This window comes from Lysinibacillus telephonicus (genome assembly GCF_003966145.1).
Classification (GTDB): Bacteria; Bacillota; Bacilli; order Bacillales_A; family Planococcaceae; genus Ureibacillus; species Ureibacillus telephonicus.
On the sequence record NZ_RXNR01000012.1, the window covers coordinates 67,229 to 85,789 of the forward strand.

General features: G+C 33.6%; 13 protein-coding genes. 5 read left to right on the plus strand and 8 right to left on the minus strand.

The features are described from left to right. Positions 1 to 20: 20 nt before the first annotated feature. The gene (locus tag EKG35_RS06165; protein WP_126293566.1) at positions 21 to 1,058 is read right to left on the minus strand and encodes a C40 family peptidase; all 1,038 of its coding nucleotides are present in this window, start codon (positions 1,056 to 1,058) and stop codon (positions 21 to 23) included. Between the two features lie 248 nt (positions 1,059 to 1,306). On the opposite strand from EKG35_RS06165, the gene brnQ reads away from it, so the two are divergent. The 3 genes from brnQ to EKG35_RS06180 all read left to right on the plus strand — a co-directional run bounded on the left by brnQ (position 1,307) and on the right by EKG35_RS06180 (position 5,109). Then, positions 1,307 to 2,611: a branched-chain amino acid transport system II carrier protein gene (brnQ, locus tag EKG35_RS06170; RefSeq protein ID WP_126293567.1), complete on the plus strand. Its 1,305-nt coding sequence runs from the start codon at positions 1,307 to 1,309 to the stop codon at positions 2,609 to 2,611. Positions 2,612 to 2,675: 64 nt separating this feature from the next. Next, positions 2,676 to 3,629 (plus strand): LCP family glycopolymer transferase, encoded by a 954-nt coding sequence (locus tag EKG35_RS06175; RefSeq protein ID WP_126293568.1) that lies wholly within the window; start codon positions 2,676 to 2,678, stop codon positions 3,627 to 3,629. 106 nt (positions 3,630 to 3,735) lie between these two features. Further along, positions 3,736 to 5,109, plus strand: coding sequence for a S41 family peptidase (locus EKG35_RS06180; RefSeq protein WP_126293569.1), 1,374 nt, complete (start codon positions 3,736 to 3,738; stop codon positions 5,107 to 5,109). Positions 5,110 to 5,313: 204 nt separating this feature from the next. Here EKG35_RS06180 and EKG35_RS06185 read toward each other — a convergent pair whose 3' ends face one another. From EKG35_RS06185 to EKG35_RS06215, 6 genes are all read right to left on the minus strand, one after another. After that, a complete protein-coding gene (locus EKG35_RS06185; protein WP_126293570.1) occupies positions 5,314 to 5,907 on the minus strand; it encodes a TetR/AcrR family transcriptional regulator in 594 nt (197 codons plus the stop codon). Between the two features lie 211 nt (positions 5,908 to 6,118). Beyond that, positions 6,119 to 7,639 (minus strand): murein biosynthesis integral membrane protein MurJ, encoded by a 1,521-nt coding sequence (gene murJ, locus EKG35_RS06190; RefSeq protein ID WP_126293571.1) that lies wholly within the window; start codon positions 7,637 to 7,639, stop codon positions 6,119 to 6,121. Between the two features lie 41 nt (positions 7,640 to 7,680). Beyond that, positions 7,681 to 8,775 carry a glycosyltransferase gene (locus EKG35_RS06195; RefSeq protein WP_126293572.1) on the minus strand — a complete coding sequence of 365 codons (1,095 nt, stop codon included), beginning with the start codon at positions 8,773 to 8,775 and terminating at the stop codon, positions 7,681 to 7,683. After that, positions 8,775 to 9,917, minus strand: coding sequence for a polysaccharide pyruvyl transferase family protein (locus EKG35_RS06200; protein WP_126293573.1), 1,143 nt, complete (start codon positions 9,915 to 9,917; stop codon positions 8,775 to 8,777). Before EKG35_RS06200 ends, EKG35_RS06195 begins: the two co-directional genes overlap by 1 nt. 307 nt (positions 9,918 to 10,224) lie before the next feature. Next, positions 10,225 to 12,954 carry an S-layer homology domain-containing protein gene (locus EKG35_RS21205; RefSeq protein WP_246020215.1) on the minus strand — a complete coding sequence of 910 codons (2,730 nt, stop codon included), beginning with the start codon at positions 12,952 to 12,954 and terminating at the stop codon, positions 10,225 to 10,227. A gap of 264 nt (positions 12,955 to 13,218) precedes the next feature. Further along, a complete protein-coding gene (locus EKG35_RS06215; protein ID WP_126293574.1) occupies positions 13,219 to 14,709 on the minus strand; it encodes an O-antigen ligase family protein in 1,491 nt (496 codons plus the stop codon). 191 nt (positions 14,710 to 14,900) lie between these two features. Between EKG35_RS06215 and EKG35_RS06220 the strand changes: the two genes are divergently transcribed. Further along, entirely contained in the window at positions 14,901 to 16,913 is a 2,013-nt protein-coding gene (locus tag EKG35_RS06220; RefSeq protein ID WP_126293575.1) for an S-layer homology domain-containing protein, read from the plus strand. 146 nt (positions 16,914 to 17,059) lie between these two features. Beyond that, positions 17,060 to 17,314, plus strand: a complete 255-nt coding sequence (locus EKG35_RS06225; RefSeq protein WP_126293576.1) for a hypothetical protein — start codon at positions 17,060 to 17,062, stop codon at positions 17,312 to 17,314. A gap of 9 nt (positions 17,315 to 17,323) precedes the next feature. On the opposite strand, the gene EKG35_RS06230 is transcribed toward EKG35_RS06225, so the two are convergent. Beyond that, positions 17,324 to 18,310 (minus strand): nuclease-related domain-containing protein, encoded by a 987-nt coding sequence (locus tag EKG35_RS06230; RefSeq protein ID WP_185807661.1) that lies wholly within the window; start codon positions 18,308 to 18,310, stop codon positions 17,324 to 17,326. Positions 18,311 to 18,561: the final 251 nt, after the last annotated feature.

An 18,561-nucleotide genomic window follows, 5' to 3' on the forward strand; every position in this document is an offset into this window, starting at 1 on the left:
ATGCTCTTAATGATATAAACTTAATATTTGCTGTTTAATTGTTTAAATCGTTTAAATGCTACAAAATGAGAATCCCAATACTCATACTCAAGCTTTGTCAATTCGACTGCTTTAGTACCGGCATGAATAAACTCTCCGTTTCCTATATATATTCCCATATGTGAGATCCCTTTTTCATAAGTATCCTTAAAGAACACTAAATCCCCAGGTACAGGTGACTCAACAACTGTAGTATCGTTAAAGAAATAATCCTTACTACTTTTACGGACAATGTTTAACCCTGCCTCCGCATAGACATATCGGACAAATCCACTGCAATCAAAGCCTGCTGGTGTATTACCTCCGTATAAATATGGTGTACCTAGTAAAGAGTTTGCTATTTCAATAACTTTGTCATAAACAACTTGTCCCTCTCCTAAAGTATTAGAGAGAATACTAGCTTCATTTGCTAATTGTTCCTCAATTTGTTTGTTAGTTTCTCCTAGCTTGTCTCTTTCAGCTTGTTGTACAGGTTCTCCTAAATCGGCTGTTGTAGATGAATTTCCAATTTTTAAGGTTTGTCCAATAAATATCGTATCGGATTTTAAATTGTTCCATTCTTTTAATTGTGCAACGTTAACATTGAATAGCTTTGCAATTTTCGTTAATGTATCACCTTTTGCTACTGTGTAAGTTGCTGTTTTAGCTTCCTTTAAGTTATTTTGCTGTGATTTCGAGGTTACGCTTGTTGTTTCTTTTTTAACATCCCTCGTCGCTTGATTGTTATTACTTCCATTATTCTTCACTTCACTGCTTGGCTTGTTAGTTCCTTTGCTCTTTGCTTCATTCAGATTGGAAGAGTTCGGCATAACTAATTTTTGCCCGATAAATATTAAATCATTATTTAAATTATTTTGTGCTTTCAGTTGCTGAACAGTAGTTCCGTTTGCTTTTGCAATTTTCGTTAATGTATCACCTTTTTGCACAGTATAAGTAGATGCTTCAGCAATTGGTGCTGCTATTACAGAAGTTGCAATTATTGCTGAAGACAATAAAAGAAGCTTCTTATTCTGAATCAATTTTGAATCACCCTTTCAACCCTAAAGTTTCCTATATTTCCACCTATTTTTAATTTCGACAACTTTTATAATATTTTAATGGAAAGTTTTTTTCGAAAAGTATCATTTTTTCGACATTTATCGAAAAGATATCGTAATAGTACTTGATTCATCTGCAAAATATGATAAAATTCAACATTGTGTGTACTTTAATAATTATTATTTTTTGAAAGTTTAAGCTTTTCAAATTAGAAAGGATTTTGTAGTTCATGAAATTTTTTAAAGAAAATCTCGCAGTTGGATTTATGCTTCTAGCATTATTTCTAGGTGCAGGAAATATAATTTTTCCACCTTTATTAGGACAATTATCTGGACATGAAATTATTCCTGCCATGATTGGGTTCCTTATTACAGGTGTAGGGTTGCCTTTAGTTGGTATTATCGCTGTAGCTAAAAACGGCGGTGACTTACAGGTTGTTGCAAATCGTATACACCCGATGTTCAGTGTTATTTTCACATCGGTTATTTATTTATCAATAGGTCCATTGTTTGCAATTCCGCGTACAGGGGCTGTAACGTATGAAATTGGGATTGCTCCATTTTTATCTGAGGCTGCACAAGGAAGTTGGGTTCCTTTATTCATAACTTCACTGCTATTTTTTGCGATTGTTCTTTATTTATCGCTAAATCCGTCAAAATTAATCGATACAATAGGTAAGCTTTTAATGCCCGCTTTACTAATTGTCATTCTGTTGCTGGCGTTTAAAAGTATTCTTACACCATTGGGACCAATTGGGGAGCCTCATGGTGTTTATGTAACAAAAGCTTTCTCTGAGAGCTTCATTCAAGGTTATTTAACAATGGACGTACTAGCTTCACTTGTATTTGGGATTGTTATCGTACAGGCATTACAAGGAAAAGGCATTGTTGACCGTGCAAAACAAGTGAAAATTACGGTTTTCTCTGGAGTTATTGCAGCTATTGGATTAGGTTTCATCTATATTGCACTTGCATATATTGGTGCAACAAGTACAAGTACTATTGGTTTATTAGATGATGGAGGAAGCATTATCGCTGAATCAGCACGAGCACTTTACGGCAATGCAGGTAATATTATTTTATCTATTACAATTATATTAGCTTGTTTAACTACGGCTGTTGGTTTGGTTTCAGCTAACGCAAGCTACTTTAATAAGCTATTCCCTAGCCTTTCATACAAATGGCTGGCTGTAATTTTTACAGTTTTTAGTTTCGTTATTTCAAACTTCGGTTTAAGTAAATTAATCGGTATAACGTTGCCAGTTCTACTATTCATTTACCCGATTGCAATTGTTTTAATGCTTTTAGTACTGTTCGACAAAGCTTTCGGTCGAAATCCAATCGTTTACAGCTTAGCTTTAATTGCTACAGCATTTGTAAGTTTGTATGATGGATTAAAAGGTGCTGGCATTGAAATTTCTTGGTACGAAAATATTTTAAAAACATTCCCGCTTTACGATCAAAGTATCGGCTGGCTTGTCCCAGCAATCATTGGTGTTATAATAGGATGGATCATTCACCTTATAACAAAATAAATGAACAATGAGACTAAAATCTCCTCTTTTTACATATACTTGTAAATGGAGGAGATTTTTTCATATGTCAAACTGGCTTACAAAGAAAAAGATAATATTAAGTTCCATTTTAATCGTATTTGTTGCTTTAATTGGATATACAACGTATTTATATTTAAATTTTAAATCTACAATGGAGGCAATTCATAATCCAATCCAACAAGAGGAAACTAAAAATGCTATTGCTTCAAATAATGCACCTATATTAGAAGAGCCTCAGAAACAGGATTCTACAACCCCTTCCCCAATTACCCTTCTTTTACTTGGAATCGATCAATTGGAGGATACACCTGGACGAGCTGATACAATTCTAGTTCTAACGATTAACCCTGAAACAGAATCAATGAAAATGCTAAGCATTCCAAGGGATACATATACGGAAATAGCTGGGCTTGATTTTTCTGATAAAATTAATCACTCTTATGCATTTGGTGGAATGCAAATGGCACATGCGACCGTTGAAAACTTGCTGCAAATTCCAATAGATTATGTTGTCACAATTAATATGGAAGGATTTAAAGAATTAGTTGATTTGCTGGATGGTGTAGAAGTAGAGAATGAGTGGGCATTTTCAAATTGGGGTTATGATTTTCCTGAAGGCACTATTACTTTAACAGGAGAAGAAGCACTTTCTTTTGTACGAATGAGAAAGCAAGATCCACTTGGAGATTTCGGAAGACAAATTCGTCAGCGTCTTGTTGTTGAAAGCTTATTAGATGAACTTTCTTCATTAAATTTAGTATGGCAAGTGCCATCTATACTCGACATGTTGCGTGAACACTCTGAAACGAATATAACATTTGACGAGATAAAACAATTTGCTAAATATTATAAACCTGCTTTAAACAATATTGAACAGCTTCATTTTGAGGAAGGTGATGGAAGAATTGAAAACGGCATTTGGTATTATTTCCCCTCCGAAAAAGAACTTGAATCTATAAGAGAACAATTAAAAAACTCGCTCACTGTTGAAAAATAAACCACTATAGTAAAAATCTTAATTTTTTCTTAAAATGTGTCTGAAACAGGTCACTACTACTACCAAAGGTATATAATGAAAATATTCAGATTAAGAGGTGTTAAAAATGAAAAAATTCGTACCATTTTTATTAAGTCTATTAATCGTTCTAACTTTACCGCTCCAAACATTTGCAGCAAGTTTAGATGAAGTTATCTCGATTATAGAAAGCGAATATGTTGGTGATATTAAGGGCAATTTAGACAATGCTGAATCAATTGATGACGTTATGGAAATGCTCGATCCGTATTCTGCCTATTTTACAGCAGAAGAATATAATGCATTTATAGATTCTGTTGATCTAAAAACAGTCGGAATCGGCATCGTTATCGAAAAACATGAAAAAGGTATTTTAATAGTTGATGTCGTTGAGAATGGCAGTGCAATAAATTCCGGTATAGAAGCCGGGGATATCATCACTGAAGTAGATGGAAAATCGACAGTCAACATTAGTACAGAGGAAGCTCAAACTTTACTTCTTGGTGAAGAGAATACTAGAGTTGATCTTACAATATTAAAAAAAGATGGTACTATAACTCATAAATTATTAACTCGCCAATCCTTTGCACTGCCAAATGTGACGACAGAATTGTTATACGGAAATGTAGGTTATATTGCACTCAGCTCGTTTTCTGAAGATGGGGCTAAGCTAGTAAAAGAAGCATATAATGATTTGGTAAGTCAGGGTGCTACTTCATTTATCTTAGACTTGCAATATAATGGCGGCGGATATGTCGCAACAGCAGAAGAATTAATTGGTCTATTTCCTAATGCTCCATATGCATACAACGTGAAGTACTCAACTGGATCGGAAATGATTCGGTCAATAAGTCAGGAAGTAAATTTCCCAAAAAATACACGATTACTTGTCAATCGCTATAGTGCAAGTGCGTCTGAAATGACGACAGCTGCTGTACTCGATCAGGATGCTGCAATTGTTTACGGTGAACAAACATATGGAAAAGGTACAATGCAAGGATTCTATCAATTTAGAGATGGTAGTGTTTTAAAATTAACTATAGCTGAATTTTTCGGTCCAAATGGTACAGTAGTTAAAGATGTTGGCTTAACACCTGATATTGTGACAAAATCAAACCCATTATATCAAGCTCATTTTGATAGTATTGCAGAAAATCTATCAAATTATAAAAAGCTTCCTAGTTTAGAAAATGTCCCAACTACAAAAACGTTTAAAGTAAGCTTTAGTAAGGATATTAAACAACAACTTGTCGAAAATGCGGTAGAGCTAGTTGAATTAGGTGGAGACAAGGTAGAAGTTTCACTTAAAGCAAATGACTCTCAACTAGAAGTAACACCAGTTGAACCATTAAAAGCTGGATCACAGTATATATTAATCTTCCATCCAACAATTCAAGATAATGAAGGAAAAAATCTAAAAACAGGAAAATATCTACACATTACTGTTCAGGAAGAAAATTAGTAGGAAAGCGTCTATCTCTTAAAGATTGACGACATTCAGTTTAATTTAGTAGATATGCAATTTATCAATGCAATCTGGGAACAAAGTTTAGACTTTAGTTTACACGACGACTGCTTATTGGCGAATGGTCTTAGCATATTCTATTAATCCATGACAAAAAAAAGCGACAAACTCTAAAAAAATAGAGAGTTTGTCGCTTTTAATTTATCTTACAAGTTCTTTTTGACTAATGAAATAAATATTTACAATGTCTTCAGCTAATTGTTCTGGTTCACGAAGCTCTGTAAATAAAGCCGTTAATGTTAACCTTTCAACAGCTCCTACTATCATATCTGCAAAGATTTTCACTTCAATTTCCGAGGAAAAATTAATCTCTTGATTTTCCTGCAACTTATCAGATAAAGCTAGAGCAAATTTTTCCTTAATAGACTCTGCTTCAACTGAATCATAAAAACCAATTTTCGTTAAAAATAAATTACCAGCAAAATAAGTAAAGATATTCACTAAAGCTTCTTTAATGTTATGAATAAAAGAACGATTTGCTGATGGTTTATTTTCTAGATCATTGTGAACAATTTCAAAGAAATTGTTTTGGAATTGTTCAATTAAATCTTTATATAAAGATTCTTTACTTTGGAAATATAAATAAAATGTCGGTTGAGTTAGATTTGCCGCTTTAACAATATCACTAATTTTTGTTTCATGATATCCGTTAGTAGAAAAAAGCTCTATTGCTTTTTCTAATAGTAATTTTTTACTTTTTTCTCCACTAGAGTTTACTTTTCTTCCTTTTGGCACATTAACTCGCTCCTCTATTCAGATCTTTACAGATAATTTACTAGTTTATTCCATTTCCAATTATCCTAAAATTATTATATATTAAAAATAATTAGAATAAAAGGATTTAGTCATAAAATTGACAATTTTATCCTTTAGAATAGTTCAAATATAATAACTGGAAGTAATTTAACTATTTCCGACTAGTTTTTTATCCTACTATATATGAAGACTACTTGTTACTTTTTAATAATTTATTTTTAAGTTTTCCAATAGTACCATTTACTTCTTGAAACTTTAATAAATAAACCAATACACCATAGCTTGCTAACGACAATAAAAGTGTTACAAAGAAGTGAATCCATTTGTAATCAATTACAATAAATTTAGAAATAAGCCATGCAACAACTACAAATGCGACTGTTAATACACCGAATTTTACAAATTGGAATAGATTACTTTTTACAATGTTCAGTTTGTACTTGCCTTGTAAATAAGCAACTAACAAAATAAAGTTAATTACTGCACTAATTAAATTCCCCCATGCAACCGCTTCTGCACCTAGATTTCCGATTAAAGCATAGGTAACAGCAATATTGACACCAAAAACAGTAATCAAGCTAAAAATAACAGGTGTCATCGAATTACCTTTTGCATAGTAAAAACGAGTAATATAGGTATTTGCAGCCAGGAAAAACATCGTTAAGCTGAATATTTGTAATAATGGTGCTGTATACGCTGTTGATTCTTCATTAAATTTCCCATATTCAAATATAATTTTTACAATAACTTCTGATTGGAAGAAGAAATACATCGAAATAGGCATAACAAGTAAAAATAACATACGTAAGCCACGAATATATAATGCTTTTACTGATTCTTCATCCCCTTCTCCTTCCTTTTTACTTAAAAGAGGATAAATTACTGTCGTAACTGCCGTCATTAAAATGGCCTGTGGGAACTGGGAAACCTTTGTCGCATAGTTCATTGCTGAAACAGCACCGGCATCTAAAAAATTGGTGAAAAATCGTTGGAGCAAAACATACATTTGGGCAGTTGCCCCACCCAACATAATAGGTAAAGATACCTTCCAAAGTTCTTTTTGATCATCAGCTAGACTAAAACTAGGTTTAAACGACATATTCTCTAGTTTTCTAACACCAAAAATTAAAAATCCAATCATAAAGATGGCACCTATCAATGCCCCAATACCATATCCAATTGGTCCAATAAAGAATGATAATCCTACTGAAATGACTAAAAATGAGAGATTATAAACAAGAACAGAAAAACTAGATAAGTGGAACTTTCCTTGAACGTTTAAAATACCACTTAACCAAGTTGATAAAACAAGCATAATTGTAGATGGCATCATCCATTGATAAAGTGATTTTAATAGCTCAAACTCTCTATCTGTCAGATCTCTAAAATAAGCATGCAAAATAAAATCATCAAACACCATAAAAATAAGAGTTATAACAGCCATAGATACTACGATTGTTGTAAATGTTCTACTTATATAATCTCGAATTGAACTTTTTGTTTTATGATAAATAGAAATAAAGGCGGTAGTAAATGCACCGCCAATTACTAAATATAAAAAGTTTGGGATTGTATAGGCGTTAATAATACTATCTGACATATCTGTTGTCCCAAATTGAATTCCAATGATTACTTCCCTTAAAAAGCCGAACAGCCGCGCAATAATATTAATGATTGCAACTGCTCCGATGATTTTCAAAAATCGTTTCAAAATATGATCATTCCTTTAAATAACGAAACGTCCGTTATTATTTATTTCGAATAGCTTTCATATAAATTAGTTAATCGTGTAATAATTTCTTTTGAATCATGAAGCTTAAGCAGTTCTTCAATTCTTTCATTATTTGCATGGACAGCGCCATTTTGCTGAATTACTTTCTCGAATTCTACATATAAAGCGTCAGCATTTTTCGGCGGAACAAGCACCCCTGCACCATCCTGCAGCATGTAGTGAAGTCCCCCAACATCAGAAGCTATTACCGGTGTTCCACATGCAAGTGCTTCTAATGCAACTAATCCTAATCCCTCTATGTAAGATGGTAATACGAATACATCTGCAGCTTGAAAATACCTTGTCAGCTTTTCTTGTGGCATTGGCTCAAGAAAATGGATATTCTTACTTTTTGCAGCTACCTCTTTCATTCTACTGGAGAATGAAACATTTTTTGTTGACCCTACACAATACAACGAAGCACGATTTTCATATGTTTCATCTAATTTCAAAAATGCCTCGATTAATTCTTCTACACCTTTTTCTTGAATAATATTGCCAACAAATAAAAAGTTCACTCGTTCAGGATCCATACCTAAGTTTTGGGCAGCTTCCTTTTTGGATTTAGGTTGGTGAAAAACATTGCGATCAATTCCCATACTCATTACAGAAATGCGGTCATCTGGAACTTGAAAATCTCGCTTTATATCTGCAGCCAATTCTTCTCCAACTGCGATAACATGATCTGCATGCTGCAGTATTTTTTCCGTATAACCCTTTATTCGAGCACTTTTCTTTGCCATTTTATTAATATCCCCGCCATGAGCAGTAACAATATAAGGAACGCCATAACGCTGCTTCAGCCAATAACTAAACATGCCACTCGGGAAAACGTAATGACTATGTGAAAGTCCAATACTTTTTTTATTTTTGCGAAATACTGATAGAACTTGAAGAGCCCAGCTTGCATATTTCTTCAGCACATTGACTTTACCTGTATTAGGATTTGCATTAACAGCAAGCACAGTGTCAATGCCTTGTCCGTTCAATTGCTCCACTTGATTTTTGACAAAAATACCATAGGAAAGATGCTCTTTTGATGGATACATATTGCTTATGACAAATACTTTTTTCATTACTTTTTCGCACCTTCTACAAGTAATTTCAATCCAAGGCTTGATTTTTCTTTAAAATCGTTGTTTGTTGAAGAAGCAAGATTTATTGCACTTTGCCAATCATTGTTCATTTTTGTAAATAATTGTGTGAAAGAATCATCACTTTCATGTAATGAATCAATTGGCAGCGAATACTCGCCTAGTCCTGCCATTTGTAAAAAGTCGTTTACTTTGGTATGATACGAAACACCGATTATTGGTGTCTTAGCATCTGTAGCTAAAATAAGCGAATGTAAACGCGTTCCAATTAGTACATCAAAGGTAGCAGATAAATCTAATATTTTCTGAGGTTTCAAATTATCATCAATAATTGATGTGTTAGCAACATGCTTCATTTTGCTTTGAATATCTTTTGTAACATCTGCATCCTGAGGATATTTCGTTGCAAAAAATGTGATTTCTACATTAAATGTTTCAATCAATTTATCTAAATTTTTTGCCATACCGTCAATGTAGTTGTTATAAAGTGTTTCATTTCCCGTTGGCCAGTAAGAAGCATTATAGTATGGTACAGCTGTTACCCCTACTTTTTTAGGAGCATCACTGTAACCTGCACGCTCTATTTCTAAACTAAACGCCGGGTCCCCAATTACATGCACATCACGTTTTACGCCAATTTCTTTTAGCAACTGCTGTGATTTTGGATCACGAACAGAAATATTTTGGGCATGTTTTGCCATGTAGCGAATAAACCATTTTCCTAAGCCAGTATTTAAAGGACCTGCTCCACAACCATAGACAACATATGGTACGCGTGAATTCTTCGCCATCATAGCATAAGAACCGTAAAGAGGAGCTTCTCGCTTATACAAATCCATTAAAATACCGCCGCCGCCAATAACAACAAAATCTAATGTTTTTACAACCTCAACATTTTCTTTATACGTTTTAAAGAATGTTTTTGCTGCATTTCCATTTTTGTAATAAAGCGGGTAGCTTTCTACACCATAATGTTCTGCTGTTTGCTTCGGATTATTGCTAAACACCGTAATATCTTTTGTTTCTATATCAAATGCTTTTTGGAGCTGGCGGATAATGCTAAGTAAAATTGCCTCATCCCCATTGTTATCATTGCCATAGTTTCCTACAATACCTATTTTCACTTATTTCTCATCCTTTTATGTTTCAACTTTTTCTTCATCAAATTGGTGTATTACACTCTATAACCAATGCCAATTCATTGCAATAATTATAGGTGATTTTAAAATTATATTTTCAATTTAGAGTATAGCATATCACCTATTGTAAATACCCTTTTACAAACGAAATTTGACAACCAAAAGTTTCAAAACTGTATGAAAGCCATTCTAGAATCGGTGCCGCTAGTATTGGAATCACCTCATGCACACTAACAAAGTAAAAGGCTGTTCAGATTCGATCTCTGAACAGCCCTTTTTAACGAATTCTTTTTTATTTCGTCATCGCACGATACAAGAATAGACTGAAGTGTACACGCGACACTGCAACTCCCGGCTTATACGTATTATCCTCATAACCAGTTGTAATATTATTTGCAGCTAGTGTATGAACATAATCGTAATACCATTGCTCTTTACTTACATCTTTGAATTTTGAAGTAGTTGTTCCTGTTAAATCATACGCTTCAACTAAAATTTTCGCCATTTGTGCACGTGTTAATTTTGATTCAGGATCAAATGAACTAGAATCTTTTCCACTCATAATTCCTGCATTAACAATGGCTGCAATTTCTTTGTAATATGGATGACTTGTTGGAACATCCTTGAAACCAGGGTTTTTCACATTTGTTGTATCAAGCTTTAAGGCACGAGCTAATAAAACTGCTGCATGTGATCGTGTTAAAGCATTTGTAGGTTTAAATGATCCGTCTGTATAACCATTAATAAACCCGCGATCAACTAAGTACTTAATTTCATCTTTATTAACATTTTCATTGCTTACATCTGTGAAAATTGGTTCTTCATAAGATGTTTTATATACTGCTTGTAATTTATCAAAGTAAACTGTTCCTGCTTTTTGTTTCGAAACAGTTGGTTGTGCTAGATAAATTGATTCAAATGAAACTGGTCTAGCAATATCATTTGAAATAGGTGCTTCGATATACTTCCATCCTGTCCATGTTTGGCCATTTTCTGCTGTAAAATCAACTGGATGTCTTTCTCCTGATGCGTCACGTATATATCCTCTTACCCATGTCTCCTTGCCGTCACCATACATCCAAACTCCGATTTTCAATGGATTTCCTGGTAATTTAACTAAGGAATTCAAACGTAAATATGTTGCGGCAGTACCTGATTGATTTCCTGTCATATCATAAGAAAGCTTAATTGAATATTTGCCTTCTTTACCATATTGTTTTGAATCAATTGCTGTATGACTTCCTTTAGATAATGCAGTTTCTATGCGCCAATCAGCGGCTTTTTCAAAATTATTGATTGCAAAAGTAGTACCTGTATACGTTTCTTTTACTTCGATATCTTTTGAAACAGTTTTAGTACCTAAAGTAGCTACAATCTTCCCTTTGCCGTATTTACCATTTGATTTAAATAAACCTGTACTGCTAATTGTTCCGATATCACCTTCTACCTCCCATTTTAATTGTGAAGGCGAGTATACTAAATTGTTACCTTTCGCATCTTTTGCAGTAGCAGTAAACTTCATTGTTGCACTTGGCTCAATGCTTGTACTATCTGAAGAGATTGATAGAGTTGAAGGTGCATCAACTACATCAAATGAAATTGTTTGTGCTGCGTTGCCGTTTTGTACTGTTAAACGCTCAGAACCTGCTTTAACAGCAGTATAGCTAAGACCGCTCACTTCAACTAGGTTTTGTTGAGGAGTAATAGTAAAGTCCTCGTTGCGAATTGTTACTGGGTTATAATGTTCGTCCATTAAGTATTCCGGCGTTAAAGTAACCTTTGAGCCTACTAACATAGAACCTACTTGGTCTCTTGTCACTTTTAAAATCGTTGGTGTACCTGTAGTACCCGTACTTACCGCTTCAAGAATAGCTGAAACTCTACGTTGTGATCCGCCTGATGGACTATTCGCTAACACTACTGTATTGCTTCCATATTTACGGATTCCCATAGTAGTGGAGCCACCGCCATCTAGGTTAATTGCACGGTCTACACCTAGCTTTGATAAGTAAGTTGCAAATTGCGCAATCGTCATTCCTTTGTCAACCGTTATTAAATGCACTGTTTTTTTGTCAGCACTAATTGCAACAGCCGTTCGAGGAGTAACTTGTCTTGCACGCGAACTTGATGTATCCATTGTAATATTAACTTTGCCATCATAGATTAATAAAGGTCCGCTAGCCATAATATATTCGGCATCTTGCCATTTTTGATTAATATTAAATGAAACTGAAATTTGTTCCCCAATTTTAATATTTTTAAATTTTTCAAGCATAGTCCCATTTACAGATAGGACAAATCCATTACGTGGAATTGTTGATTTTGTTGCATCACCATATTGACGAATCGATTTCACCGTACCTGTTAATGTTTGTCCAAATTTTGTAGCTGAAACAGTTTCAGGTGTTTCAACAATGAATTCCATACCAAATTCATTTGTCGGTGTTTTTGAACTATGGTGCTGTGGTGTATAAACAATTCCTTGGTTGGCATCTCTTGTTTTATTTACACCGTTAATCTCAATATTTTGACCGTTGTATTGAACGATAATATCGCTATTATAGTAATCAATTTCAGCATTCCCATTTGCAGTGATCCCAAAGGCAATCGGTTCACTTACATAGTATCCTTTTGAACTAGAAAGAACTTCTGGTGTTACAATCGTATTATATTGGGAGATTAAATACATTGGGTACCCATCACCCATATTGAAGAAGTTGGCATTAATTGCACCAACGACACGATTCCCCTCTTTTGAATCACTATTTGCACGATTTGTAAGTGTCATCACTGAATTAATAGGAGAAGGAACACTTAGTTTTAACTTTGTATAAGGATTCGATAAATCTACTTGTAAATGATTCACTGGTTTACTTGAATATGTATAATTTGAATACTTTACTCCTTGTGAAACTGGATATGAATCATTGGTTGTTTGAAAGGCGTATCCTTTATTCCCTCCAACCAGTACAAACGTTACAGCGAGTAAAAAACTTAAAACTACTGTTATCTTCTTTTTCATAATGCGTATGCTTCTATATTTATGACGAAGCAATCCACCATCCTCTCAAATTCCTTATATGTTTAAAGATAACAAATTTTCTATTCTTATTCTATAAATCTATTGTTACAATTCAATAATTAATCTATTACATATCACCTACGAAAAAAAAAGCAGCTCCCTATGTAAGAACTGCTACGAACAATTTTATAAATTATAGTATCCTGAAACTTACATACTAAAAGGACAGCCCTTAAAAAGAACTGCCCCTTTAGAATTTTATATTTAATTTGACTGTTCTCGTTCAGTTTTGCTTAATTCTAACATCGGGTAATAATTTCGCACCACAGAGTAAATTGCAAGCAACATGAAGAAGAACATCGTATATACTTTTAATTCCCAAATGTTGTAAACACATCCTGCTGCACTAGTTGCAAACCATAATGCAAACATATATTGGCCAAATGTAGTTTTTCGATCCTTCCAGAACATCCAAAGCATTGTTAGTAAGAAGCCAGCAAAAAGGATAACCCCTATTGCACCTGTTTCAGCAATAATTTGAATGTATTGATTATCTGAGTAGAAGTTTTTACCGCCATAAATATCAGAACGGATTTCATACTTCTCATAAATCGGTGAATCGTATGACAATGTTGCTGAACCACCAAATGTCCCAAATCCAGTACCTGTTACTGGGTAATCGGCAAATACCTCAAATCCTTTTTTAATATAGAAGAAACGTCCACTTTCGTTCATTAACTCCAAGTTTTCTGAATCAAACGTTGCATCAAATCGACTTTTAAAACCACCAACCGTAACTTCTCTTCCTTCAGGATTTTCAATGCCAATTGATTGCATGATGATTAATGTTAAATTTACAGGTGCATAGACAAAAATAATCGCTGCAATTCCTGTAATTACGAATTGTTTTAAAAGCTTCCATTTTCTCGAAATCAATACAAAGAATAGAACAAAGACAAAAGTTGAAATCCAAGTTCCACGTGATAACGTTAAAAGAAGCAACCCTGCAGATGCCACTTGCGAGATAATTAATATGATCTTATATTGCCCATCTTTATAAGCCCATCGAAGGAAAAATGCAGCACCTATTGCAAAGAACATAATAAGTGATAATGTATTTGGATTATTTACTAGTCCATAAATACGAACTACGTTTGTGGAAGATAACACTTTGTCAGACCATGCTTCAGGCATCCACATTGTACGCAGCGATAATTTTTCAACAATCCCTTGTACTACTAATATCAAACTTGAAAATACCGTAACCCATGCAAGCTTCACAAAGAAGTTACGCGGTAAATAGCTGCGACTTAGAATGTAATATAATAAATACATAATGATAAATGTACGTACTTGGAAAATAATCGCATTAATTGATACACCTGTGAAATAACCAATAATTGCACCAAAAACTAAAAAGATAAAGAAAAACCATTCAAACTTTTTAAAATGAAACCATGTTTTCCAATTTTTCAAATTAAATAATAATAATCGGAAAAGAACAACAAATGTTATTAAGTCTCCGATTAATTTCATTCCTGCATTTATCTCAATAAAGAATGAGCGGAAGATTACATATGGAATTAATACCACTAAGCTTTGGAATGGTTTAAAGAAAGCAAACAAAGCAAAGAAAATGGATGTGCTTATTAATGCTATGGTAGATGGCAAAAGCGTAGCAGCAATCATTACAGCAGCTGCTAATATAATCTCAAGCCACTCTTTTTTTCTTATTTCCGTAGAAATGTCTTTCATTGAATTGTCTATCCTCTCTATTTAAATCTATTTCAACGATTCATCTCGCTTTATCTGTATTTAGTTTACGACGAATTTAAGTATAATATGGATGCAAGTTTATTACAAACCTTTTAATAGTCTTATTTTCTCTATCTTTCTTCTAACAATATTGGTAAAATAAGAGCGTTAAGGAAGGGGTGTAAAATATAGTGGTCAAAAAAATATTAGGATTACTATTTTCTACTATATTACTAATATCCTTTGTGGTACCAAATATCTCCTACGCAAATGATATTAGTAATCATCAGATGAAAACCGAATTAACCTACTTCGCGAATAAAGGTGTTATATTACCTGATGAAAAAGGCAATTATAACCCAAATCGTGATGTAACTCGTGGAGAATTTGCAGCATATATTGCTCGTGCTTTGGAGCTGCCCAACTCATCTAAATATACATTTAAAGATTTAAAGAGTGGGACACGATTAACCCAAGAAATTCAAAATGCTGCAGCTGTTAATATTTTAAGCGGGTACCCGGATGGTACATTTAAACCAAATCAAAAAATAACACGTCAGCAAATGGCTGGTATGTTATATAAAGCTTTGCGTTACTTAGATGTTCCTTTAAATAAGGCTCCTTTAACGTTTAAAGATAACTATAAAATTAGTTCTTCTTTTACAGACGCTATAGCTAACTCTGTTTATTATAACATTATCCGCGGTGATCATACTGCAAATGGTGTGTATTTCAAACCAAAAGAATCTGCAACAATTGCGCATGCAGCAGCTTTCATTTACCGTACGCTCGCAGTTGCTGACAAATATGGACCACAGGATGAAGAAGATGATGATCAGCCAACGCAAGAACCAGGAGATTCGAATTCATCAAGTTACTATATTGGGAAAGTTTCGAAAGGGACTATCACTAAAAACCCAACTATTTATACAACTTATGAACAAGCGCTAACAGCATATAATGCTTCATCAGGTGATGTAAACTTGATTTTAAAAGGCGACAAAATTGTCAAGATGTCTAGTGGACTAGCTTACGCTGCCGATACGACAGCAAATACAACTTCTGTTTACTATAATAAAAATTTTACAAATCAAATCACTTACATTACTGAAGGCCGTGAGTTGAAGTATAACGGAACGTCTTCAACTGGTGAATATATAATTGTTCAAGTTGGAGATATCGTAGGTTATGCAAAGCCTTCCGATGTTAATTTAGTACCAGCTAGTTTAATTGAGGGTCGAGACGAATACTACGTGGAAGATTCTCTATTAACACACCGAATTTACAACCATGTAAAAGGTGCATATGAAGGGAAATATACAGTTGGACCAGCTCCATCATTTATGCAATCAGGTGCAACTTACTACAGCTTTGACGGAGTTCATTTCTATAACTCTAGTGATAAATTAGTAGGAACATACTTCCCTTACTTCCAATTCGCTTCAGTTCGCAAACCAAGCAACTATACGGCTGAAGAATTGGACAACATTATTATTTCGGAGCTAGAAAATCGTGAAGCTTTTGGCGGTGCACAATATAAAGATGCAACAACAAAATCTAAATTAATTGGATTAGGCAGCTTCTTGAAAGAAATGGAAAAGGCTGAGCATATTAATGCATTATTCGTATTAGCAGCTGCAATTCACGAAAGTAATTATGGTATGAGTGCCAATGCTCAAACGAAAAACAATCTTTTCGGAATTAAAGTTTATGATGGCGACGTTCAACAAGGAGAAAAATACAAGGCTCCTGCAGATAGTGTGAAAGCATTTGTAGTACACTACATGCAAGAAAGATACGTTCCTCAAAGTGCACTATATCCATTTGGAGCAGTTCCAGGTAATAAAACAACCGGTATTAACGTTTATTATGCTTCTGACCCACATTGGGGAAGCAAAATTGCGGGCCATATGTACCGAATTGATTCTAAGTACGGTAAAAAGGATTATGGTGTAGGTAAAATTGGCATGGTATTAACTGGCTCAGGATCAGTAAACACACGCTTGGAACCTTCAACAAGTAGTCCATTAGCATATTCCTACAGACAGAAAAATTCAGGTGAATTAGAACAACTAGGATACCCAGTTATCATAGTTGACGAAACACAAGCTTCTGATGGCACTTGGTACAAAGTATACTCTGATGATAATAAAATCGCAGAATACGTTTGGATCCGTTCTGATTTAGTAGAAGTGTTGGATTAGTACTTTAATAGTCTCATAGAGCAAGTTTCATTTTATGAGCATGTTGAAGTAAAATAAGAAATAAAGGACTTCCTTAAGCTTTTGATGCTGGAGGAAGTCCTTTTTTTATTGAGAAATTTTGTGAGTTTTATGGAGCTTTAATTTACGTGAATTGTTTTTTACGTGGTTTTACTTATTATTTACGCGGTTTGCTCGTACTTTTACGTGCTTTGCTCATATTTTTACGCGCTTTGGTCTTGTTTTTACGCGGTTTCGATTTTTTACGCGCTTTTACTTATTATTTACGCGGTTTGCTCGTACTTTTAAGTGCTTTAATCTATTTTTTACGCGGTTCTGACCTATTTTTAAGCGGTTTCTATTTTTTAAGCGTTTTTACCCAACTTTATACGAATTTATTTTAAGAGATTCCTTCATATATTAATTCGTACTATTTCCTTGACGTTATTTCCATTCTCCTTAATAGATTCGTTTGTAAAATCTGGCGGAATCGTATATACTCTTCCTTTTTTATTCCCTTCGAAAGGCAAGTTTAATCGAGTTAAAATTCTTGCTGCTATATCTTGTGAAGGAATATTAAAAAAAGTTCTAAATTCTTTATTTCTAATTTTATTGTCTATTAATAAACGATAGTCCTTCAAACCGGTGAAGAGGACTTCTTTCCCCTTCTTCCCACAGTTATTACAAATCCAATTTCCATGGTAATATTTCATTGGTTGTTTATGATTACAGTTATCACAAATCATTCCCCTTAATAATTTATCTGTCTCTAGCTCAAATCTCCAAATCCGTGGATTGTGATGTTTTATTAATAATTCTACAGTTTCATTCAATCTTTTTGGTGAAATATTATAATTGGAATATTTTTTAGTAAGAAGTTCTATATGTTGGTGTATGCCACTTGCATGAAAAATAGGGATATTTCCAGGTGTATTCCCAATTATTGTTGAAGAGTTTGATATAACAATTGCATATTCAATAGGTATTTTTAAATTGAAACTTTGAAGATATCTGGCATGACGAAGAACTTGATCGATTGGATTATAAAATCCTTCTTTACTTCCATCATTTCGTGTTCTTAAGAATTGATGTTTCTCATACTCAAAATCAAGATGCCCACTGATATTCTTAATCTCTAGTATTAATAAAAAATTTGGACAGATATATAATGTATCTATTTGATGGTTTTGCAGTTCTAAATTGTGTAATAAATAATGTGATTTGTGAGTATTTATTTGACTCCATTCTTTATCAACTTTTTGTTCCCCATCGTATCCTGACTTTGTACGAAAGTAAATATCATTGTAATAATCATAATTTGGATCATTATCAGGTAATCTACGTAAAATTGCTTCTAAAACCTCTAATTTTTTTGGTTTTTCACGTGCAAGAATTATCAAATAATCACCTCTTTTTAGAGGTATTTTATACCAATTTCCCTTTGAAATTAATAGCTTTGTAGAAAAAAATTATTTCGATAGTATTTTTATATTTAAAATTTGTAATTCATGCAAATTAGCAATAATAAGGTGTAAACGCTAAAATAGAATCAACAGAATTTGCTCATTTGGTTTGAACACTTTTTCACTATTCAATACACTTCTAGTAAACTAGTATTATTTAGTTTATTGGGAGGCTGTACTAATGGAGG

What these genes read in the sequence shown, in the direction of transcription:
- EKG35_RS06175 (WP_126293568.1), top strand. Translation starts at nt 2,676, where the DNA reads ATGTCAAACTGGCTTACAAAGAAAAAGATAATATTAAGTTCCATTTTA.
- EKG35_RS06180 (WP_126293569.1), top strand. Translation starts at nt 3,736, where the DNA reads ATGAAAAAATTCGTACCATTTTTATTAAGTCTATTAATCGTTCTAACT.
- brnQ (WP_126293567.1), top strand. Translation starts at nt 1,307, where the DNA reads ATGAAATTTTTTAAAGAAAATCTCGCAGTTGGATTTATGCTTCTAGCA.
- EKG35_RS06215 (WP_126293574.1), bottom strand. Translation starts at nt 14,709, where the DNA reads ATGAAAGACATTTCTACGGAAATAAGAAAAAAAGAGTGGCTTGAGATT.
- EKG35_RS21205 (WP_246020215.1), bottom strand. Translation starts at nt 12,954, where the DNA reads ATGAAAAAGAAGATAACAGTAGTTTTAAGTTTTTTACTCGCTGTAACG.
- EKG35_RS06195 (WP_126293572.1), bottom strand. Translation starts at nt 8,775, where the DNA reads ATGAAAAAAGTATTTGTCATAAGCAATATGTATCCATCAAAAGAGCAT.